Origin of the sequence: Nocardia transvalensis NBRC 15921 (assembly GCF_000308875.1) — a bacterium.
GTDB classification, from domain to species: Bacteria; Actinomycetota; Actinomycetes; order Mycobacteriales; family Mycobacteriaceae; genus Nocardia; species Nocardia transvalensis.
The window spans coordinates 226823-247720 of record NZ_BAGL01000127.1 but is presented as its reverse complement, the minus strand read 5'-3'; the positions used below and the strand labels follow the sequence as shown (position 1 = coordinate 247720).

Here is a 20898-nt window from a genome sequence, read left to right as displayed (position 1 = left end):
ATTAGGCTTACGAGGGTGAGCATCGAGATCGCCAACGAGTCGGGTATGGACGTATCCGAGGAAGAGCTGGTCAGTGTCGCGCGATTCGTGATCGGCCGGATGGATGTGCATCCGGCGGCGGAGCTGTCGATGGTGCTGGTCGATCTCGACACCATGGCCGACCTGCACATGCGCTGGATGGATCTGCCCGGCCCGACCGACGTGATGTCCTTCCCGATGGACGAGCTGGAGCCGGGCGGGCGGCCCGACGGCGGCGAGCCCGGCCCGTCGATGCTGGGGGATATCGTGCTGTGCCCCGAATTCGCGGGCGCGCAGGCGACCAAGGCCGGTCACGCGCTCGACCACGAGCTGGCGCTGCTGACCGTCCACGGCGTCCTGCACCTGCTCGGCTACGACCACGCCGAGCCCGAGGAGGAGAAGGAGATGTTCGGCCTGCAGAACAGGCTGCTCTCCGAATGGTACGAGAGCCTGCGCGAGGCGCAGCGCCGTGCCGAACTCGCCGAGCGCGACCGACGCCTGCTCGGCAAGACCGGGTTCACCGCACCCGGTGACCCGCTGGATCCCGCGTGAACTCACTGATCCTGCTGCTCCTGGCGATTCTGCTGGTGCCGGTCGGCGGCGTATTCGCGGCCATCGACGCGTCGCTGGCCACGATCTCGCCCGCCCGGGTGGAGGATCTGGTGCGCGCCGATCGCGGTGGCGCCCGGCGGCTGGCCCGCATCGTGCGCGACCGCCCGCGCTACGTGAATCTGATGGTGCTGCTGCGGCTGGCCTGCGAGATCACCGCCACCGTCCTGCTGGCCGCGGCGCTGACCGACTGGCTGAGCACCGGGTGGGCCCTGCTGCTTACCGCGGTCGTGATGGTGCTGGTCGACTACGTGGTCATCGGCGTCGGCCCGCGGACACTCGGTCGCCAGCACGCGTATTCGATCGCGCTCGGCGCCACGCTGCCGCTGCAGGCGATCGGCCTGCTGCTCGGCCCGCTGAGCCGGCTGCTGATCCTGATCGGTAACGCGATCACGCCCGGTAAGGGATTCCGCAACGGACCCTTCGCCTCCGAGGTCGAGTTGCGCGAGGTCGTGGACATGGCGCAGCAGAGCGGCGTCGTGGATCCCGACGAGCGCCGGATGATCCAGTCGGTCTTCGAACTCGGCGACACCTCGGCCCGCGCGGTCATGGTGCCGCGCACCGAGATGGTGTGGATCGAGGCGGAGAAGACGGCGGCCCAGGCGATGTCCCTGGCCGTCCGGTCCGGACATTCACGGATTCCGGTGATCGGGGAGAACGTCGACGACATCGTCGGCGTGGTCTACCTGAAAGACCTTGTGCCGTATGCCGATCGGGGCAAGAAGGTGCGGGTGCGCGAGGTGATGCGGCCGCCGGTGTTCGTGCCCGACTCCAAACCCCTCGACGAACTGCTGGACGAGATGCAGCGCCGCCGCATCCACATGGCGCTGCTGGTCGACGAGTACGGCGGCATCGCCGGATTGGTGACGATCGAGGACGTGCTCGAGGAGATCGTGGGGGAGATCGCCGACGAGTACGACACCGACGAGATCGCCCCGATCGAGGATCTCGGCAACGGCAAGTACCGGGTGGCGGCGCGGCTGTCGGTGGACGATCTCGGTGAGCTGTTCGGCATGGAGATCGAGGAGGAGGACGTCGACACCGTCGGCGGACTGCTCGCGCACGCGCTGGGCAGGGTGCCGCTGCCGGGGTCGAAGGTCGTGGCCCACGGCCTGCAGTTGCGCGGCGAGGGTGGTGCCGACGCCCGCGGGCGGGTCCGCGTCCACACCGTCGTCGTCAAGCGCGCGCCGGAGAAGGTCGACGCCGAACACAAGAGCAACAACGGTTTTGCCGGACACGAGGATGGAGCGAGCGATGAGTGACGCCGCCGGACTGGGCGCCGAGGACAACAAGCTGGTGGTGCTGGCACGCGGTGCGATGGGCCGCACCGGCGGCGGTACCGGCGCCGCGGTGCGCGACACCGACGGCCGCACCTACGCCGCCGGGGCGGTGGAGCTGAAGGTGCTGCGGCTGACCGCGTTGCAGGCGGCGGTGGCGGCCGCGATCTCCAGCGGCGCCGAGGGATTCGAGGCCGCGGTGCTGGTCGGCGGGCAGCGGCAGGACGCGGGAATCGGTGCGGTGCACGAGATCTCGCCGGATGCCCGGGTCGTGCTCGCGGATCGCAAGGGCGAGGTCGTCGAGACGCTCGGGGACGTCGCCCCGTCGGGTGACGGTGTGGCGGCGGAGAATCCGTACGGCGTGGAGAATCCGATCGGCGGCGAATCCAACGCGGTGCGCCCACGGAACCTGCCCGACGGTTTCGACCTCGACGCCGAGTCCGGGGTGTTCGAATGAGCACCGGGCCGTCGAAGGACGGCGAATTCCGTTCCGGCTTCGTCTGTTTCGTCGGCCGTCCCAATACGGGTAAATCCACGCTCACCAATGCCATGGTGGGCCAGAAGATCGCGATCACGTCCTCGCGCCCGCAGACCACCCGGCACACCATCCGCGGCATCGTGCACCGTGACCACGCGCAGCTGATCCTGGTCGACACTCCCGGACTGCACCGGCCGCGCACCCTGCTCGGCCAGCGGCTCAACGATCTGGTGCGCGACACCTACTCCGAGGTCGACGTCATCGCCCTCTGCATCCCCGCCGACGAGAAGATCGGCCCCGGCGACCGCTGGATCGTGCAGCAGGTCAAGCAGATGGCGCCGAAGAACACCCTGCTCGGCGTGGTCACCAAGATCGACAAGGTGAGCCGGGACCAGGTCGCCCACCAGCTGGTCGCCGTCTCGGAGCTGCTCGGACCCGAGGCCGAGGTGGTCCCGGTGTCGGCGGTGAAGGGCGAGCAGGTCGAGGTGCTCATCGACGTGATCGCCGCGCAGATGCCCGAGGGACCGGCGTTCTACCCCGACGGCGAGCTGACCGACGAGCCCGAGGAAACGCTCATGGCCGAGCTGATCCGCGAGGCCGCGCTCGAGGGCGTCCGTGACGAGCTGCCGCATTCGCTGGCCGTCGTCATCGAGGAAGTGCTGCCGCGCGAAGAGAACGAGGAGATGCTCGACGTGCACGCCCTCCTCTACGTGGAGCGCCCCAGCCAGAAGGCCATCGTCATCGGCAAGGGCGGCTCCCGGCTCAAGGAGGTCGGCACCGCGGCCCGCAAGCAGATCGAGCACATCCTCGGCACGCGGATCTACCTGCACCTGCACGTCAAGGTGGCCAAGGACTGGCAGCGCGACCCGAAACAGCTGGGGAAGCTGGGCTTCTAGTTCTCCCACCAGGGCGCGGGCCGATGCCGGTCCCAGCGCAGCTCCGATTCCAGTTGCGCCGCAACGGAAACCAGCAGCGGTTCGGAGTTCGCGGGGCCCATCAGCTGCGCGCCGACCGGCAGGCCGGAGTCGGTGAAGCCGGCGGGGACGTTGACGCTGGGCCAGCCCAGCACGTTCCACGGCCAGGTGTAGGGGCAGGCGGCCGTGATGAGGGCGTCGGTGGCGGAGACGCCGAGGCCGTCCATGGCGTCCACGGGCGGCGGCGGTGTGGCGGTGGTGGGCGCCAGGACGACGTCGTATTCGTCGAAGAAGCGTCCGATCCGCCGGTGCAGCACCGGTTCCGCGGTCCGCGCGGCGGCGAGCGCCGGTCCGCCGAGGGCCAGGCCGACGGCGGCGTTGAACCTGGTGCGCGAATCGACCTGGGCGCCGGGCAGTTTTGCGAGCGCGGCGCGGATACCCGTCATCGAGCGGGGCAGGAAGGTGGCGCCGATCAGCAGCCCGTAGTGCAGGTCCGCGACGGTGACCTCGTGTCCGAGCGCGCGCAGGGCGTCGGCCGTCGCGTGCACCCGGGCGGCGACTTCCGGGTCGAGGGACGTCCTGGTCGCCGTGAACGGAATGCTCAGGGACAGAGCGATTTTCAGGCGGCCCGGATCGCGGCCGACGGCATCGGAGACGGTCAGCGCGGGCGGGGTGTGCCGGTCTCCCGGATGCGGTCCGGCCGCGATGTCCAGCAGCAGGGCCGCGTCGGCGACGGTGCGGGCGAGCGGGCCGTTGACGGTGAGGCCGTTGAAGGATTCGGCCAGCGGCCAGGTGGAGATCCGGCCGCGCTGGGGTTTGATGCCGACCAGATTCGTCCACGACGCCGGAATGCGCACCGAACCCGCGCCGTCGGAGCCCAGCGCGGCGGGGACGAGCCCGGCGGCGACCGCGGCGGCCGACCCGCCCGAGGAGCCGCCCGGGGTGTGCCGCGCGTCCCAGGGATTGCGGGTGTAGCCGAAGGATTCGGCGTCGGTGAACGGCCACTGGCCGATCTCGCAGGTATTGGTCTTGCCGACGATCACCGCACCGGCCGCCCGCAGCCGCCGCACCGGCTCGCCGTCCTCGGTCTTCGGCGGGAAGTCGCCGCCGCAGCCGAAAGCGGTTGGTTCTCCGGCGATATCGGTGTCGTCCTTGATCGCGATCGGCACCCCGAGCAGCGGCAGGCGCTCACCCGCCGCGAGCCGGCGGTCGCGGTCGGCGGCCTCGGCGAGCGCGGCCTCGCGGCGCACCACCCGGAAGGCGTTGAGCGTGGGCCCGCTCGCCTCGATGCGGTCGAGTGCAGCGGTGGTCGCGGCCACCGAACCGATCGTGCCCGCGGCGAGGGCGGCCGCCGTATCGGCCAGTCCGAGGTCGCGTGTCGAGGCCGTGGTCATGGTGATCTCCGTCTCTTCCTGCTGCTGGAGAAGGTAGCGCGCATCTGGTCATTCGTCCAGCTTGGCTGTCGCCATGCCCTCCTAGCGGCGACGATCATGCCCGTATTCGAATTGTGATGTCGATGGCAGGTATTTGCGCAGGTCGTCCGTCCAGCGCGCATCGACGCCGGGGGTCGATTCCACCTACCATGCACCCCGTGAAGTTCATGTCCCGGGCGTTCGGCTCGAAAGAGCTACCGCTGCAACTGCGTTCGGATCTCGAGTCGGAAGGGATCGTGGTGTTCGGCCCGGTCGGTGGATCGGTGGCACACCGCAGTTACCGGACAGCGCTGCACTACGCGTCGTCGAGCTGGGGGAATATCGATGGCGGCGCCATCGCGATGAGCCGGCGGCGGCTGATCGTCTGGGGTAACCGCACGGCCATCGTCGACGTCCCGCTCGGCCACCCCGCGGTCACGATGGAACTGCAAGGCCCCGAACGCATGCTGCTCGAGGCCGACGATTTCGCCATCGACCGCTCCCGCACGGGGTGGACCACCCTCCTCCTGCGGACGCTCCACGCGCCCCGCATCATCCAGGTGTACGAGGAGGGCGTCGGGGTTCAGCGCTGAACGGCGGGTACCTCCACTCGTCGGCACGACCCGGGTTTCCGCTCCGGCGCGACCCACCATTTTCCGGCACGCTTTGGGCCGGAAACCCGCACGCTGTGCCACCTCGTCGCCTGGGCGTGGGAAGATGTGGCCGTGCGCTTGTACCGTGACCATGCGATCGTGCTGCGCCAGCACAAGCTGGGCGAGGCCGATCGCATCGTCACGCTGCTGACGCGGCAGCACGGGCTGGTGCGGGCGGTGGCCAAGGGGGTGCGGCGGACGCGGTCGAAGTTCGGGGCGCGGCTGGAGCCGTTCGCGTACGTCGACATCCAGCTGCATCCGGGGCGCAGTCTCGACACCGTGACCCAGGTGCACACGGTGGAGGCGTTCGCGGCGGATATCGTCGCCGACTACGGCCGCTACACCACCGCGTGCGCGGTCCTGGAGACCGCCGAGCGGCTGGCCGGGGAGGAGCGTGCCCCGGCGCCCCGGCTGCACACCCTGACCGCGGGCGCCCTGCGCGCGATCGCCGACGCGCATCGCCCGCACGAACTGATCCTCGACGCGTTCCTGCTGCGGGCCATGGGCTTCGCCGGCTGGGCGCCGGCGCTGGTCGACTGCGCCCGCTGCGCGACGCCGGGCCCGCACCGGGCCTTCCATGTGGCGGCCGGGGGAGCGGTGTGCGTGCACTGCCGCCCGCCGGGATCGGCGACGCCCGCGGTGGGCGTGCTGGATCTGATGAGCGCCCTCTACCGCGGTGAATGGTCGGGCATCGACGCCGTCCCGGAATCGATCCGCCGCCAAGCCAGCGGCCTGACCGCCGCCCACCTGCAATGGCACCTGGAACGCCAGCTGCGCACCCTGCCCCTGATCGAGCGTTCCCGGCCGCACGGGGTGCAGGCCGAGGAAACCCGCGTGGGGTGAAACCCCCGCTACTTCTCCGGCCGGTAGCGGATGTCGCGGACGTAGGTGATCTCGGGCTTGCCCTCGCCCGGGCTGCGGCCCTCCAGGTCGAACAGTGTCGTCGCGGCGAACAGCTCGCCGAGTTTGGTGTAACCGTATGTGCGCGGGTCGAAGTCGGGGCGCTGCTTGTTGATGATCGAGCCGACGCCCGACAGCATCGCCCACCCCGCGTCGTCGGAGGCCGCGTCGACGGCGTTGCGCAGCAGGTTCATCAGCTTGGCGTCGCCCTTCAGCTGGTTGGCCGCGGTCTTGCGTGACTTCGCGGGCGCCTCTTCGGCTGTGTGGGTGAGGTTTTCGGTGTAGACGAACTTGTCGCACGCGGCGACGAACGGTTTCGGCGTCTTGCGCTGGCCGAAACCGTAGACGGTGAGCCCGGATTCGCGGATCCGGCTGGCCAGCCGCGTGAAATCGCTGTCGCTGGAGACGATCACGAAACCGTCGAGCTTGCCGGTGTAGAGCAGATCCATCGCGTCGATGATCATCGCGGAATCGGTGGCGTTCTTCCCGGTCGTGTACCCGAACTGCTGGATGGGCTGGATCGACTGCTCCAGCAGCTGATCCTTCCAGCCCCTCAGATTCGTGCTCGTCCAGTCGCCGTAGGCGCGCTTGACGTGCGCCGTGCCGTACTTGGCGACCTCGGCGAGCAAGCCGTCCGCGATACCCGGCTGGGCATTGTCGGCATCGATCAATACCGCGAGCCTGGTCGCGTTCTCGCTGGTCACGGTCGTACCCTTCGTCGAGCCGCCACGGTCGCCACCACCGTAGCGCGGGGGCCGGGCGCGTGGCGGGACGGAGCGCGGGTCAGCGGAGCAGTTCGCGGGCCAGGGTCTCGGTCCACCAGCGCTCGACGCGATCGGGCGACCAGCCGCGTTCCCCGGTCAGGGTGGCGTAGACGTCGATATTGCACAGCGCCGCGAAGATGTCGACGGCGGCCGGGATGTCGAGATCCGCGCGCAGGGTTCCCGCGGGCCATCCGGAGAAGACCTGGACGCGGGTGTCGTCGGCGAGTCTCCTCGCGTCGCGGTAGGCGCCGGCCAGTTCGGGTTCGGTGCGGCCCGCCTCGCGGATGAGCGTGATGAGATCGCCCGATCGCTCGAACAGCCGGCGGTCGTATCCGGCCATCGCGGCGAGCTGCCGCCGGGGATCCGCCGAACCCTCCAGGCCCGCCAGCATCCGGCCCATGTCGGCGGACAGGTCCGCGGCGTCCACCAGCGCCCGGACCAGGCCGGACTTGGAGGTGTAGGCGGCATAGACGGTCGGCACCGAGACCCCGGCCGCGCGCGCCACGTCGCGCACGGTGGTCGCCGCCCAGCCCTGGGAGACGAACAGGCGGCGCGCGGCCTCGGCGATCTCCGCGCGGGTACGGTGCGCCTGTTCCTGACGGCGCAGCGAGTCGTAGCGCCGCCGGGGCGGTTGGTCCTCGGCCATTGCCCTCCCATCTTCCGGTATCTATATTCAATATACGTTGCGTAAAACTGATTGAGGATGCTGGTCATGAGTTTCACCGATCTGGCGGGTCTGGGCGGTATCGGGTTCGTGGTGGCGGCTGTCGTCGTCAATGTCTTCTATGTGCGGGGTCGGTTGCCGATGCCCATGGCGGGCAAGGGGATCGACGAAGTCGTGGGCGCCTTCGCCGCTGTCGGCGACGCGCTGAAGCGGCCGTCGGTGCTCGCGCCCGCGACCTGGGTGTGCACCACCGTCTTCGCCGCCGGGCTGCTGGCGCGGCTGTGGGAGGGCGGGAGCGGGGCCACGGCGTGGGCGCTGGTCGGCTTCGCCGGGGTGCTGATGCAGAACATCGCGTTCGCCACCGTCGAGGCGCTCCGGTTCGCCATGGCCGCGGCGGCGGAGCACGATCGCGGGTCGACGGTCGCGCTGTGGAGCCTGAGCACCGTGCTGTTCGGGTTCAACCAGCTGTTCCTGGCGATCGCGCTGCTGGGTTTCTCGGCCGCCGGGATGGGCGCGGACTTCATCCCGGGCTGGCATGCGGTGCTCGGATATGTCAGTGCGGCACTGCTTTTCGTTTCCGCCTCCGCCAGCCCGTACAACGTCGAAGGGACCGACCGGATCGCGCTCACGGGGCTCGTCGGCTGGCTCGGGTGGATCGCCTGGATCGTCGCCTACAGCGTCGCCCTGCTGCGCGGGTGAACCGGAAAAATACGGCTGACCGCGGAGACCTCCGCCTCCGGATACCTCGGTGGGTTCCCGCTGCGGATGCTCGTGGGCTACGGGCGCGCGCTGATGGCCGACCGGATCGGATTGCGCGATATCCCGGAGGAGCGGGCGGTGCTGGTGGACGGCCGCGACCTGGCCCCGCCCGAGGCCGAGTATCTGCGGACGGTGGATGTCGTGAACGGCCGCTCGAGCCCGTGATGCAGGATGGAGATGTGATCGGTAATCGCACCCAACCCGCCGCTCCGTCCACCCGCACGATCCGGCCGCCGTCTCCGCATCCGTCGGGGGCCACCGCGCCTGCCCTGCCGCTGGAATTCGTGCCCAAGCACGTGGCGCTGGTGATGGACGGCAACGGGCGGTGGGCGCAGGAGCGCGGGCTGCCGCGCACCGCCGGGCACGAGCGCGGCGAGGCGGTGCTCATGGACACCGTCGAGGGTTGCATCGAGATCGGCGTGAAATGGCTGTCGGCGTATGCCTTCTCGACCGAGAACTGGCGGCGCAGCCCCGACGAGGTGCGCTTCCTGATGGGCTTCAACCGGGACGTGATCCGCCGTCGCCGCGACGAGATGCACGAGATGGGTGTGCGGGTGCGCTGGGCCGGGCGGCGACCGCGGTTGTGGCGCAGCGTGATCAAGGAGCTCGAGGTCGCCGAGGAACTCACCAAGGACAATACGGTGATGACCCTCACCATGTGCGTCAACTACGGCGGGCGCGCCGAGATCGCCGATGCCGCACGGGAAATCGGGCGCGCGGTGGCCGCGGGCAAACTCGATCCGGAGAAGATCGACGAGTCGACCTTCCAGCGTTACCTCGACGAGCCGGATATGCCCGACGTGGACCTGTTCCTGCGTCCGTCCGGCGAGCTGCGCAGCTCGAACTTCCTGATCTGGCAGGCGGCCTACGCGGAATTCGTGTACCAGCACACCCTGTTCCCGGACTTCGACCGCCGCAACCTGTGGGAGGCCTGCGTGGAGTACGCCAAGCGCGACCGCCGCTTCGGCGGAGTGAAGTGAGCGGCGACATCTCCGCGGCGCAGGAACTGCAGGAACGCGCCGGCGCCTGCCTGGCCGGATACGACATCGGCATCCGGGTCGAGGACGGCGGGATCGGCTTCGAATACGACGGCGCGCTGTGCTCGCTGCGCGGCGTGAATCTCGCGCCCGGCCTGGACGTGCTCACCCTGACCTGCCTGCTGGCCTGGGACCGCCCGCTCAAGACCCAGCTGCACAAGCGGGTCGCCGATCGCAACAGTGATCTGCAGTTCGGATCGCTCACCCTCAAGGTGCGCGAGAAACTCGCCGACGTGATCCTGCGCTACACCTTCCCGGCCGCGGGCTTGGACGACGACGCCCTCGCCACCATGCTGCTGCTGGTGTTGTCCGGCGCCGGCCAGGCGCGTAAGGGCCTGGTGCCCTGAGGCCGGCGCGGGCTACGTTTCGGCGGTGGCGTGCCGGAAGGTCGGCAGCAGGTAGTCGAGGCCGCGGCCGATATCGGCGGGAACCGTGTCGCCGAGCAGCAGATACTGGAGCATGAAACCGGGCATGACCCCGATCAGCGCCTTGGCGACGGCCTCGGTATCGGCGTCGGGCGGTAGCCAGCCGACGTCGCGCATCCGGTCGGCGTAGGCCAGCCAGCGGTCGCGCATCGTGCCGATCGCCGCTGCGACATACCCCTTGACATCGTGGTCGGTGACGGCGAGCGCCCAGGCCTGCGGGGCGAGCCGCACCCGCCCGCCGTTCTCGTTGAGGCGGACGACCTCGCCGGTCAGCTCGGTGACCAGCTCGGCGGGGGTCGGCAGGGGATCTCGCTCGATGACGTCGTCCATCAGCCCGCGCAGCATCAAAGTCGCGTCGGCCGCCAGCGCCGCGATGAGGTCGTCCTTGCTCTTGAAGTAGCGGTACACCGCGCCCGCCGACAGGCCCGATTCGGTGAATACGTCCTGCATGGAGGTGGGGTGGAAGCCCTTGCGCGCGAAGCACGTCTGCGCGGCGTCGAGGATCTGCTGCCGGCGGCGTTCCAGGTGTTCCTCGCTGACTCGGGGCATGTTTCAAAAATAAAACGAATATCCGTTCTTGACAAGGAAGCGGGGGCTTGCGACGGTAGGGCTTAAGAGAACGAGCCTCCGATTTTCTTGGGAGTACGTCATGAACGCCATGTCGCGCGCGGTCGGGGTGGGCCTTGTCGCCGCCCTGGTGCAAGCCGTCATGCTCATCGCCTTCGCCTGGCCGGCCGTCAACATGAAGCCGCGGGATCTGCCCGTCGCCGTGTCCGGTCCGGCGGCGGCCGTGGTCGCGGGCAAGCTCGCCGAGCACGATTCCGGGGCGTTCGACATCACCACCGTGTCCGACGAGGCGGCCGCCCGCACGGCCGTCGAGCGGCGCGAGGCCTACGGCGCCATCGTCACCGACGGCGGGGCGCCGCGGGTCGTCGTCGCGTCTGCCGCGAGTCCCGTTGTGGCGCAACAGCTCACGGCGATCGCGCAGCAACTGTCGGGTTCCGCGGCCGCGCCGGTGCAGGATGTGGTGCCCGCCGATGCCGACGATCCGCGCGGGGCCGGTTTCGGGGCGATGGTGCTGCCGCTGGTCATGGCCGGTATCGCGGGCGGTGTCCTGGTGAGCCTGCTGGTGCCCGGCGTGCGATCGCGGCTGGTCGGGCTGGTGACCTTCGGGATCGCGTCCGGACTGCTGAGTATGGCCGTGGTGCAGGGCTGGCTCAGCCTGCTGCCCGGCTCCTACCTTGCCCTGGCCTCGATCGGGGGCTTGGTTTCCTTCGCCGTCGCGGGCACGATCGCCGGGCTGGCGACCCTGATCGGCCCGCCCGGCATCGGCGTCGGCGCGCTGCTCATGCTGCTGATCGGCAACCCGTTCTCCGCCGCCACCTCGGCTCCCGAACTGCTGCCGCAGCCGTGGGGCGCGATCGGCCAGCTACTGCCGCCCGGCGCCGCCGCCACCCTGCTCCGCTCGGTCGCCTTCTTCGACGGCCACGCCGCCACCACGCCCCTCGTAGTCCTTCTCGGCTGGGCCGCCTTCGCCCTGCTCCTCCTCGCCCTCGGCGCCCTCCGCCCCAGCCGCACCCCCACCCCCGAACCCGTCCCCGCCTGACTTACGCACGGGTGCGGGAACATCCGCGACCGGCCGCGCGGGCGTTTCGTGGACTGCCGGCGAGCCGGTGTGCGGGAGGTCAGGCGTGGGCCGGGTGGCCGTCGCGGACGGCGGCGCAGCGGCGGCAGGTGCCGAAGACCTCCATGGTGTGGCTGATCTCGGTGAAGCCGTGCTGGGAGGCCACGGATTCGGCCCAGGCCTCGACCGTGGGGCCCTCGACCTCCACGGTGCGGCCGCAGTGGCGGCAGACCAGATGGTGGTGGTGGCCCTTGGAACACTGGCGGTAGACCGACTCGCCGGTGTCGGTGCGCAGCACGTCCACCTTGCCTGCCTCGGCCAGCGATTGGAGGGTGCGGTAGACCGTGGTCAGACCGATGCCCTCACCGCGGCGCCGCAGCTCGTCGTGCAGTTCCTGCGCGGACCGGAACTCCTCGATGTCATCGAGCAGCGCGGCGATCGCGCTGCGCTGACGGGTGCTGCGAATACCGACTGTCTTCTCTGCGCCCTTTGCTGTTGTGCCTGTGATGTCCGGCACGAATCATCCTTCCTCAGCCATGTGCGAACGGTGTGCCTGCGATGTCCGGCACGAATGCTGTCACCCTTCTTCAGCATGTGCGACGGCGTCGACCACGATGCGCGCGAGGTGGTCGTCGACGAGTTCGTAGATCACCTCGCGGCCGGTGCGCTCCCCGCGCACCACGCCCGCCGACTTCAGGATGCGCAGATGCTGGCTCACCAGAGGCTGCGTCACGCCCAGGGTATCGACCAACTCGTGGACGCAACGTGGCGACTCGCGAAGCTGCAGCACGATGGCGATGCGCACCGGCGCCGCCAGCGCCCGCAACAGCTCGCCCGCATTGTCCAGGATGCCGCGCGGCGGCACCGCCGGAGCGGACGGAGCCCGATACGGATAGGGGTCGTGAGGGATCGGGGTGGGCGCCTCCACGGCGACGCGGCTGCGCCGTGCGGGAACACCACTGTCGGCGGTCATCGAACCAACTCCTTATTGGAAACCGATGCCATTATTGGTATGCACAGGTGCGCATGTCAATCTGACACTCCGGGCGCTGATGTGCGGATACTGCTTCGACCGGTCCGGGGTCCGGCCGATACTCTGAACGGACTCGCGTCCTACACCCATCCAGAGGGAGAGCTTCAGTCGTGGCACCCAAGTCGAAGGTCGACACCGTCGCCAATCTCGCCAAGCGCCGGGGTCTCGTCTTCCCCAGTGGCGAGATCTACGGAGGCACCAGGTCGGCGTGGGACTACGGCCCGCTGGGCGTGGAACTGAAGGAGAACATCAAGCGGCAGTGGTGGCGGTCCATGGTGACCAGCCGCGACGACGTCGTCGGCCTGGACTCCTCGATCATCCTCCCGCGGCCGGTGTGGGTGGCCTCCGGTCACGTCTCGGTGTTCAACGATCCGCTGGTCGAATGCCTCAACTGCCACAAGCGGCACCGACAGGACCACCTGCAGGAGGCGTACGCGGAGAAGAACAACGTCGAGGATCCGGACACGGTCCCGATGACGTCGATCGCGTGCCCCGACTGCGGCACGGTCGGCAAGTGGACCGAACCGCGCGACTTCAACATGATGCTCAAGACCTACCTCGGCCCGATCGAGTCCGAGGAGGGCCTGCACTACCTGCGCCCGGAGACCGCGCAGGGCATCTTCGTGAACTTCGCCAACGTCATGACCACCGCGCGCAAGAAGCCGCCGTTCGGCATCGCCCAGATCGGCAAGAGCTTCCGCAACGAGATCACGCCGGGCAACTTCATCTTCCGCACCCGCGAGTTCGAGCAGATGGAGATGGAGTTCTTCGTCAAGCCGGGCGAGGACGAGCAGTGGCACCAGTACTGGATCGACGCGCGCCGCGACTGGTACATCGACCTGGGCATCGATCCCGAGAACCTGCGGCTCTACGAGCACCCGAAGGAGAAGCTCTCGCACTACTCGACCCGCACGGTCGATATCGAGTACCGCTTCCACTTCCAGGGCAGCGAGTGGGGTGAGCTGGAGGGCGTCGCCAACCGCACCGACTTCGACCTGAAGACGCATTCGGAGCATTCGGGCCAGGAGCTGAGCTACTTCGACCAGGCCAACAACGAGCGCTACATCCCGTACGTGATCGAGCCCGCGGCCGGCCTGACCCGCTCGCTGATGGCCTTCCTCATCGACGCCTACACCGAGGACGAGGCGCCGAATGCCAAGGGCGTCCCGGAGAAGCGCACGGTGCTGCGGCTGGACCGTCGCCTGGCTCCGGTGAAGGCGGCCGTGCTGCCGCTGTCGCGCAACGCCGACCTGTCGCCGAAGGCCCGCGATCTCGCGGCGCAGCTGCGCAAGAACTGGAACGTGCAGTTCGACGACGCGCAGGCGATCGGCAAGCGCTACCGCCGCCAGGACGAGATCGGCACCCCGTTCTGCATCACCGTCGACTTCGACACCCTCGAGGATCAGGCGGTCACCGTCCGCGAGCGGGATTCCATGACGCAGGAGCGCATCGCGCTGGACCAGGTCGAGGGATATCTGGCGCAGCGGCTGCTCGGCGCCTGATTCCGCGCGGCGTACCCGAAACGCCTGGGCCTGCCCGGAACACCATGGCGCGCCCCGGGAAATAACTCGGGTGGGCGGGCTGTTCCGCCTGCACGAGACGATCTCGACAGGAAGGTGCGGCCCATGGCACAGGCGGTCAGGTTCGACCGGTACGGCGATATCGACGTACTGGACGTGGTCGAGGTTCCGGATCCGGTTCCCGGGTCGGGGGAGGTCGTGGTCGCGGTGGTCGCCGCCGGAATCAACCCGGGGGAGACCAAGATTCGCAGCGGCGCGCTGCACGACCGCTGGCCGGCGACGTTCCCGTCCGGACAGGGCAGCGATTTCGCGGGCCGGATCTCCGCCGTGGGATCCGGCGTCAGCGGGCTGGCCGTCGGTGACGAGGTGATCGGGTTCACCCACAAGCGGGCCAGCCATGCCACGCACGTCGTCGCGTCGGTCGACCAGGTGGCTCCGAAACCCGCCGAGGTGCCGTGGGATGTGGCCGGATCGCTGTTCGTCGCGGGGACGACGGCGTTCGCGGCCGTACGCGCCGTGGAGGCCGGCAAGGACGATGTGGTCGTGGTCTCCGCCGCGGCCGGGGGCGTGGGATCCGTTGCGGTGCAACTGCTCCGGGCTCGCGGCGCGACGGTGATCGGGATCGCGGGTCCGGATAATCAGGAGTGGCTGCGCTCGCTCGGCGTCGTCCCGGTCGGCTACGGTGACGGGCTGGCCGAGCGGATTCGCGCGGTCGCGCCGAGCGGGGTCGATGCCTTCCTCGACTTCCACGGCGACGGCTACGTGGACCTCGCCCTCGAACTCGGTGTCGGGCTGGAGCGCATCAACACCGTCATCGACTTCGCGGCCGTGCAGAAGTACGGCGTGAAATCCGAGGGCAACGGCGCCGCCGACACCATCGACGTCCTCGCCGAACTGGCCGACCTCGTTGCCGCGGGCACCCTGATCGTCCCCATCGCCGCCACCTACCCCCTGGCCCAGGTCCGCGACGCCTATCGGGAGCTGGAACAGGGGCACACTCGCGGGAAGATCGTGCTGCACCCCTGACATCTGTCATGCCACCTTCGTGACGCTCGAGCGAGGTGTGCGGGGCTGGGGTCGGCGAGAGTCGAGGTATGACATCAGCCATGACCTCCGGCTCGGCGGGCCGGGTCGCTGCCGTTCCGGCGGTCGAGATTCAGGGGCTCGCCAAGTCGTTTCATGCCCACGGTGGCGTCGTCCGGGCGGTCGACGGGCTCGACCTGGTCGTCGCGCCGGGGGAGATCGTCGCCTTCCTCGGGCCCAACGGCGCGGGTAAGTCGACCACCATCGACATGATGCTCGGGTTGCAGCGGTCCGATGCCGGTCACGTCCGAATCCTCGGCGGCACACCGGATGACGCGATCGCCGCCGGGCGGATCGCGGCGGTGCTGCAATCGGGTGGCCTGCTGCCCGACCTCACCGTCGCGGAGACCGTGCGCATGGTGGCCGCCCTGCACGCCTCGCCGCGGCCTGCCCGGGAGGTCCTGGTCCGCGCCGGAATAGACGGCATCGCCGACCGATTGGTGGGCAAATGCTCGGGCGGGCAACAGCAGCGGCTGCGCTTCGCCCTCGCCCTGCTGCCCGACCCGGATCTGCTGGTCCTCGACGAGCCGACCACCGGTATGGATGTCGAGGGCCGCCGCGACTTCTGGAACGCAATCCGCCGCGATGTAGGTGAGGGCCGGACCGTCGTCTTCGCCACCCACTACCTCGACGAGGCCGACGCCTACGCCGACCGGATCGTGCTGGTGCGCAACGGAAGAGTGGTCGCCGACGGCAGCTCCGCCTCGATCAAGAACCTCGCTGCCGGGCGCCTGGTCTCCGCCACCCTGCCCGGCGCCGACCGGGACCGGCTGCTGACCATCGCGGGCGTCGACCGGGTGGAGCAGCGCGGTGACCGGATCCTGGTGCACGCCAAGGACTCCGACGCCGTCGCGCGCTATCTGCTCACCGCCACACCGGCATTCGACCTGGAGATCACCGGGCACAACCTCGAAGACGCCTTCCTCGCACTGACCGGAGACAACTGATATGACGACACTCGACCTTCGTGCCGCCGCAGGCCCCCGGCCTGGGCGGATTCAGCCTCGAATTCCTGCGATCGGAGCTGCGGCGACTGCTGCGCAACCGGCGGACCATGGTCATCACGCTGGTGATGCCGGCGGTGTTCTTCGCCCTCTTCGGCACCCAATCATCCTTCCGCACAGACGCTTACGGCTCCGGGAACGTCACCGCCTACGTGATGGTGTCGATGGCGGTGTACGGGGCCATGCTCGCCACCACCACCGGCGGGGCGATGGTGTCGGTGGAGCGGGCGGCGGGATGGAGCAGGCAGCTGCGCCTGACCCCGCTGCGGCCGCTCGCCTACATCGCCACCAAGATCGCGGTCGCGATGACGCTGGGGCTGATGTCGGTCGCCGTGGTCTTCGTGGCCGGCGCGATCCGGGGCGCCGAGCTGCCCGCGTCGGCGTGGGTGGGCTGCTTCCTCATCGCGTGGGTCGGATCCTTGGTCTTCGCGGCGTTCGGGCTGTTCATCGGCTATCTGCTGCCGATGGAGAACGTCATGCAGGTGCTCGGCCTGGTCCTCGCGCTGCTGTCCTTCGCCGGCGGGCTGTTCATGCCGCTGCACGGCTGGTTCGAGACGGTCTCGAAGGTGTTCCCCACCAACGGGATCGCCACCCTGGCCCGGCTGCCGTTCGGCGACACCGGGACCGGACCGGCCCTGATCGCGGTGTGCAACGTCGTGATCTGGGCGGTGGTCTTCGGCGGCGGCGCCGCGCTGCTGTTCCGGCGTGACACCGCCCGCTGACCGGCCCGCGGTGGGTGGGGTACCGTCCGGCCCTGTGACCAGGCATGCCGAGGGGAAGCGGGAGCGTTTCGGGCCGAACGGGATTCCCGGGCGGATCTCGGAGCTGCTCGATCGCGCGGTCGTCGGCCCGACCGAGCAATCTCGATGGCGGCGGGGCGGGGCCGGGGGATTCCTGGCGCTGCTGTGGTTGTTCTACACGGTCGGCCCGGTCAGCGAGCGCTGGGAACGCGGGGAGCAGGTGCGCGCGAGTTTCGCGGCGGCCGGCGTCGTCGGTCTCGCGGTGCTCATCATGGTGGTCACGGTGCGGTTTCACCGTTCCGAGGAGGAGGTGGCGTTCGCGGATCCGGCCCCGGACCGCCGGGTCTGGTGGGTGCTGGGCGCCATGGGCGTGCTGGTCTGCGCGGAGCTGGGGTTGCTGGGCGGGGCCGCGCTGCCGATGGCGATGTACGTCGCGATGATGGCCATGATCACGCTCCCGTTCCGGGAGGCCGGCTTCGTCGTCGTCTCGATCGCGGCGGCGCTGGTCATCGTGTCGGCGGTGAATCCCTCCTGGCAACTCGGCGGCACCTCGTTTCTGTTGGCATTCCTCATGATCGCGATCTGGTGCGGGCGCGAGATCGGCCGGCGCGGCAAGCGGCTGCGGCTCGTGGCCCAGCGGCAGGCGGCGGACCTGAAGATCGTCGAGGACCGCAACCGGGTCGCCCGCGACGTGCACGACATCCTCGGGCATTCGCTGACCGTCATCACCGTGAAAACCGAACTGGCGCAACGGCTCGTGGACCTCGACCCCGACCGGGCGAAAGCCGAGATGGCCGATGTGGAGCGACTGGCCCGCGAGGCGCTCGCCGGAGTGCGCGACACCGTCGGCGGCCTGCGCGAGACCACACTGCCCGGCGAACTGGCCACCGCCCGCACGGCACTGCGCGCCGCCGGAATAGACGCCGACCTGCCCGCCGCCTCCGACCTTCCGCCCGGGGACCACACGATCCTCGCCTGGGTGCTGCGCGAGGCGATCACGAACGTCGTCCGCCACAGCCACGCCCACCGCTGCACGGTGCGCGTAACCGCCACCACTATAGAAATCACCGACGACGGCACCGGAATGAACCCCGCCGCCGAATACGGCTCCGGCCTCGCGGGCCTACGCGAACGAGTCCGTGCCGCCGGCGGCACCCTCACCCTCTCGGTCCCACCCACCGGTGGCCTCACCCTCACCGCCACCTTCCCCGAAGCCCCCTGACCCGCCCGGCCCGTCTTCCGGCATGCCGGCCCGTTTTCCGGCATGCTTTTGGCCGGAATCCACCGGCTCGACGATGGATCCCGGCCAAAAGCATGCCGGGAAATGTGTGAGCGGGCTGCCGGGAAATGGTTGGGGGCGGGGCGGGTTATCGTCTTGGCGTGGGCGTATTCGGGACGTGGGGGTTCGGGCGGTGATCCGGCTGTTGCTGGCCGATGATCAGGCGCTGGTGCGGGGGGCGCTGGCGGCGCTGCTCGGGTTGGAGTCGGATCTCGAGGTGGTGGGGGAGGTCGGGCGGGGGGACGAGGTGCTGGCGGCGGTCGAGCGCACCACTCCCGATGTGGTGCTGCTGGATGTGGAAATGCCTGGGCTGGACGGGATCTCGGTGGCGGAGCGGTTGCATGCCGCCCATCCGGGGGTGCGGATTCTCATGGTGACGACGTTCGGCCGTCCCGGTTATCTGCGGCGGGCGATCGATGCGGGTGCGGACGGATTCATCGTCAAGGACACGCCCGCAAGGGAATTGGCCGATGCCGTGCGGCGCGTGCAGATGGGCCTGCGGGTGGTGGATCCGGCGCTGGCCACCGAAACCCTCACCGCCGGAACGTCTCCGCTCACGCCCCGCGAGCGCGAGGTGCTCGCCGCGGCCGCCGACGGAGCGACTGCGGGGGCCATCGCCGAGCGCCTCCACCTGTCCGAGGGCACGGTCCGCAACCACCTGTCCGCGGCTATCGGCAAGACCGGCACCCGCACCCGCGCCGAGGCGGTCCGCACCGCCGAGCGCCTCGGCTGGCTGTAAGGTCCGGACCTGGGGATATCGCCTGGAGGCGAGGGCGTATTTTCAGCACGGTGCATCTGACCCAGATCCGCCTGATCGTGTCCGATTTCGACCGCTGCCTCGCGTTCTACCGCGACGTCATCGGCCTGAAACCCCAGTTCGACGATCCGCAGCCGCCGTACGCGGCATTCAAGCCCGACCTCGGCAGCAGCCTGTCCCTGCACGCCCGCGACGATCTCGACGCCATGCTCGGCGGCGCGCTGCGCCCCGGCTCGGCCGATACCGCGCTGGTCTCCCTGCGCGTGGACGATCTCGACGCCTACCTCACCGAACTCACCGCCCGCGGCGCCGAAATCGCCGCCGGTCCGGTCGAATTCGGCGGCCGCGTCCGCTGCGCCTATCTGCGTGATCCCGAGGGCACGCTGCTCGAGATCCAGCAGTGGCTGGCCACCCGCTCCGGCGAGCCGGTGCCGCCCGCGAGCTGACCGGCGATCGGTCCGGCAGTCCTTCCGCGACTACGATCGGAGGGATGATCGCGATCGATACTCCCTACACGGGTCATGTCTCGCCGGGTTCGAACCCCCAGCAGCGCGATGTGCCGGGCGCGCGCATCGTCAAGATGTCGGTCGGCCCGATGGACAACAACACCTACCTGGTGCAGGACACCGCCTCCGGCGCGGCCCTGCTGATCGATGCGGCCAACGAACCCGACCGCCTCCTCGAACTGCTCGGCCAGGAAGCGCCGGACCGGGTGGGGCTGATCGTCACCACCCACCAGCATTTCGACCACTGGCAGGGCCTCGAGAAGGTCGTCGCCGAGACGAGCATCCCGACCGCCGCCCACGAACTGGACGCCGCCCCGCTGCCGGTCGCGCCGGACCGGCTGCTGCCCGAGGGCGATACGGTGCGCGTCGGCGATCTGGCCCTCGAGGCGATCCACCTGCGCGGCCACACCCCGGGCTCGGTCGCGCTGGCGCTGACCGACGGCGCCGGGCGCACGCACCTGTTCACCGGCGACTCGCTGTTCCCGGGCGGTGTCGGCCGGACCACATCGCCGGAGGACTTCGACTCCCTCTACGGCGACGTCACGAGCAAACTGTTCGATCGCTACGGCGACGACACGGCCGTCTACCCGGGCCACGGCGACGACACCACCCTCGGCGCCGAGCGCCCGCATCTCGCGGAGTGGCGACAGCGCGGTTGGTGAAAACCGGCTGGATGCAGACCGCGTCACACCGCAACCTCGGCGTGACCGAGCGCTGGCAGACTCATGGAATGCCCTCGGCCCCGACCCGTCCCGCGCCCACCCGTTCCGCCGCGCCCGCACCCCGTCGCCGCGGGTCCGCGGTGCTGCGCTGGGCGGGCCGGTTGATTGCCGGCACGGTGCTGATGGCGATCGTGGTGGTCGGCGGCACGGCCATCCGGGTGTGGCAGGTGGCGCGCATCGACGACTACTCCCGCGCCGACGCGATCGTCGTCCTGGGCGCCGCGCAGTACGACGGCACCCCGTCGTCGGTCTTCGAGGCGCGGCTGCAGCAGGCGCAGCACCTGTACGCCAGCGGCGTGGCGCCGCTGGTGATCACCGTCGGCGGAAAACGCAGCGGCGACAACTACACCGAGGCCGCCTCCGGCAAAACCTACCTGGCGAACAAGGGTGTGCCGGCGGACCGGATCCTCGCGGTGGAGACCGGTTCGGACACCGTGCAGAGCATCGAGGCCGTCGCGGCCGCCATGCACGACCGCGACCTGGGCTCGGCGGTCCTGGTCAGCGATCCGTGGCATTCCCTGCGCACCCGCACCATGGCCCGCGACGAGGGCCTGAAGGCGTGGACGGCGCCCACGCGCACCGGCCCGGCCGTCTACACCCGCGAATCGCAGTTCCACGGCATCGCCCGCGAGACGGCGGCCCTGCTCTGGTACCACCTCACCCATTACTCCGCCGACTTCAAATACACAGCGGAGCAATGAATCTCACGGGAGTAGCGCC

The 20898-nt window shown here is 69.7% G+C and carries 25 protein-coding genes and 1 pseudogene; 20 read left to right on the top strand and 6 right to left on the bottom strand.

All coding sequences use genetic code 11. The features are described 5' to 3' along the window. Window positions 1-15: 15 nt before the first annotated feature. The 4 genes and pseudogenes from ybeY to era all read left to right on the top strand — a co-directional run bounded on the left by ybeY (window position 16) and on the right by era (window position 3278). A complete protein-coding gene (ybeY, locus tag ON41_RS37005; protein WP_040753667.1) occupies window positions 16-570 on the top strand; it encodes an rRNA maturation RNase YbeY in 555 nt (184 codons plus the stop codon). After that, a complete protein-coding gene (locus ON41_RS37000) occupies window positions 567-1889 on the top strand; it encodes a hemolysin family protein (protein WP_040753661.1) in 1323 nt (440 codons plus the stop codon). Before ybeY ends, ON41_RS37000 begins: the two co-directional genes overlap by 4 nt. Beyond that, window positions 1882-2208: pseudogene (locus ON41_RS36995) on the top strand (cytidine deaminase-like protein); the annotation flags it as partial. The gene ON41_RS37000 and the pseudogene ON41_RS36995, both read left to right, overlap by 8 nt. Window positions 2209-2357: 149 nt before the next feature. Next, on the top strand, window positions 2358-3278 hold the full coding sequence (gene era / locus ON41_RS36990; protein ID WP_040753656.1) for a GTPase Era: 921 nt from the start codon (window positions 2358-2360) through the stop codon (window positions 3276-3278). On the opposite strand, the gene ON41_RS36985 is transcribed toward era, so the two are convergent. Further along, window positions 3275-4690: an amidase gene (locus ON41_RS36985; protein WP_040753652.1), complete on the bottom strand. Its 1416-nt coding sequence runs from the start codon at window positions 4688-4690 to the stop codon at window positions 3275-3277. The genes era and ON41_RS36985 overlap by 4 nt on opposite strands. Window positions 4691-4887: 197 nt before the next feature. Between ON41_RS36985 and ON41_RS36980 the strand changes: the two genes are divergently transcribed. Both ON41_RS36980 and recO read left to right on the top strand, forming a co-directional pair. Continuing rightward, window positions 4888-5301, top strand: coding sequence for a hypothetical protein (locus ON41_RS36980; RefSeq protein WP_157185772.1), 414 nt, complete (start codon window positions 4888-4890; stop codon window positions 5299-5301). A 132-nt stretch (window positions 5302-5433) separates the two neighbouring features. After that, complete coding sequence (gene recO, locus ON41_RS36975) at window positions 5434-6204, top strand: DNA repair protein RecO (RefSeq protein ID WP_040753988.1); 771 nt, start codon at window positions 5434-5436, stop codon at window positions 6202-6204. Between the two features lie 8 nt (window positions 6205-6212). Here the strand turns inward: recO and ON41_RS36970 are convergent, their stop codons facing one another. Next, window positions 6213-6965 carry an NYN domain-containing protein gene (locus tag ON41_RS36970; RefSeq protein WP_040753645.1) on the bottom strand — a complete coding sequence of 251 codons (753 nt, stop codon included), beginning with the start codon at window positions 6963-6965 and terminating at the stop codon, window positions 6213-6215. Between the two features lie 79 nt (window positions 6966-7044). Next, window positions 7045-7671, bottom strand: coding sequence for a TetR/AcrR family transcriptional regulator (locus tag ON41_RS36965; protein WP_040753643.1), 627 nt, complete (start codon window positions 7669-7671; stop codon window positions 7045-7047). Between the two features lie 66 nt (window positions 7672-7737). Between ON41_RS36965 and ON41_RS36960 the strand changes: the two genes are divergently transcribed. From ON41_RS36960 to ON41_RS36950, 4 genes are all read left to right on the top strand, one after another. Next, a complete protein-coding gene (locus ON41_RS36960; RefSeq protein WP_040753987.1) occupies window positions 7738-8388 on the top strand; it encodes a hypothetical protein in 651 nt (216 codons plus the stop codon). Window positions 8389-8454: 66 nt separating this feature from the next. Continuing rightward, entirely contained in the window at window positions 8455-8613 is a 159-nt protein-coding gene (locus tag ON41_RS42095; RefSeq protein WP_157185771.1) for a hypothetical protein, read from the top strand. Continuing rightward, window positions 8613-9428 (top strand): isoprenyl transferase, encoded by an 816-nt coding sequence (locus ON41_RS36955; protein WP_051163364.1) that lies wholly within the window; start codon window positions 8613-8615, stop codon window positions 9426-9428. Before ON41_RS42095 ends, ON41_RS36955 begins: the two co-directional genes overlap by 1 nt. Further along, window positions 9425-9832 carry a hypothetical protein gene (locus ON41_RS36950; RefSeq protein WP_083905897.1) on the top strand — a complete coding sequence of 136 codons (408 nt, stop codon included), beginning with the start codon at window positions 9425-9427 and terminating at the stop codon, window positions 9830-9832. Before ON41_RS36955 ends, ON41_RS36950 begins: the two co-directional genes overlap by 4 nt. 12 nt (window positions 9833-9844) lie before the next feature. On the opposite strand, the gene ON41_RS36945 is transcribed toward ON41_RS36950, so the two are convergent. Beyond that, the gene (locus ON41_RS36945) at window positions 9845-10459 is read right to left on the bottom strand and encodes a TetR/AcrR family transcriptional regulator (protein WP_040753639.1); all 615 of its coding nucleotides are present in this window, start codon (window positions 10457-10459) and stop codon (window positions 9845-9847) included. A 100-nt stretch (window positions 10460-10559) separates the two neighbouring features. On the opposite strand from ON41_RS36945, the gene ON41_RS36940 reads away from it, so the two are divergent. Continuing rightward, window positions 10560-11516: a hypothetical protein gene (locus ON41_RS36940; RefSeq protein WP_040753633.1), complete on the top strand. Its 957-nt coding sequence runs from the start codon at window positions 10560-10562 to the stop codon at window positions 11514-11516. Between the two features lie 79 nt (window positions 11517-11595). On the opposite strand, the gene ON41_RS36935 is transcribed toward ON41_RS36940, so the two are convergent. Together ON41_RS36935 and ON41_RS36930 are read right to left on the bottom strand one after the other, a co-directional pair. Continuing rightward, the gene (locus tag ON41_RS36935) at window positions 11596-12051 is read right to left on the bottom strand and encodes a Fur family transcriptional regulator (RefSeq protein WP_276325768.1); all 456 of its coding nucleotides are present in this window, start codon (window positions 12049-12051) and stop codon (window positions 11596-11598) included. Between the two features lie 60 nt (window positions 12052-12111). Next, entirely contained in the window at window positions 12112-12507 is a 396-nt protein-coding gene (locus ON41_RS36930; RefSeq protein WP_221333424.1) for an ArsR/SmtB family transcription factor, read from the bottom strand. Window positions 12508-12677: 170 nt separating this feature from the next. Between ON41_RS36930 and ON41_RS36925 the strand changes: the two genes are divergently transcribed. The 9 genes from ON41_RS36925 (at window position 12678) to ON41_RS36885 (ending at window position 20879) form a co-directional block, all read left to right on the top strand. Then, window positions 12678-14069 carry a glycine--tRNA ligase gene (locus ON41_RS36925; RefSeq protein ID WP_040753628.1) on the top strand — a complete coding sequence of 464 codons (1392 nt, stop codon included), beginning with the start codon at window positions 12678-12680 and terminating at the stop codon, window positions 14067-14069. Window positions 14070-14192: 123 nt separating this feature from the next. Then, window positions 14193-15113 carry an NADP-dependent oxidoreductase gene (locus tag ON41_RS36920; RefSeq protein WP_040753622.1) on the top strand — a complete coding sequence of 307 codons (921 nt, stop codon included), beginning with the start codon at window positions 14193-14195 and terminating at the stop codon, window positions 15111-15113. Window positions 15114-15181: 68 nt separating this feature from the next. Then, window positions 15182-16117, top strand: coding sequence for an ABC transporter ATP-binding protein (locus ON41_RS36915; RefSeq protein ID WP_040753619.1), 936 nt, complete (start codon window positions 15182-15184; stop codon window positions 16115-16117). 20 nt (window positions 16118-16137) lie between these two features. Beyond that, the gene (locus ON41_RS36910; RefSeq protein ID WP_040753617.1) at window positions 16138-16896 is read left to right on the top strand and encodes an ABC transporter permease; all 759 of its coding nucleotides are present in this window, start codon (window positions 16138-16140) and stop codon (window positions 16894-16896) included. 34 nt (window positions 16897-16930) lie between these two features. After that, complete coding sequence (locus ON41_RS36905; protein WP_246829676.1) at window positions 16931-18136, top strand: sensor histidine kinase; 1206 nt, start codon at window positions 16931-16933, stop codon at window positions 18134-18136. A gap of 190 nt (window positions 18137-18326) precedes the next feature. Then, a complete protein-coding gene (locus ON41_RS36900; RefSeq protein WP_040753615.1) occupies window positions 18327-18932 on the top strand; it encodes a response regulator transcription factor in 606 nt (201 codons plus the stop codon). A gap of 50 nt (window positions 18933-18982) precedes the next feature. Then, a complete protein-coding gene (locus ON41_RS36895; protein ID WP_040753611.1) occupies window positions 18983-19396 on the top strand; it encodes a VOC family protein in 414 nt (137 codons plus the stop codon). A gap of 44 nt (window positions 19397-19440) precedes the next feature. Next, a complete protein-coding gene (locus ON41_RS36890; protein WP_040753607.1) occupies window positions 19441-20118 on the top strand; it encodes an MBL fold metallo-hydrolase in 678 nt (225 codons plus the stop codon). Between the two features lie 68 nt (window positions 20119-20186). Beyond that, window positions 20187-20879 (top strand): YdcF family protein, encoded by a 693-nt coding sequence (locus ON41_RS36885; RefSeq protein WP_040753965.1) that lies wholly within the window; start codon window positions 20187-20189, stop codon window positions 20877-20879. The last annotated feature ends 19 nt before the right edge of the window (window positions 20880-20898 follow it).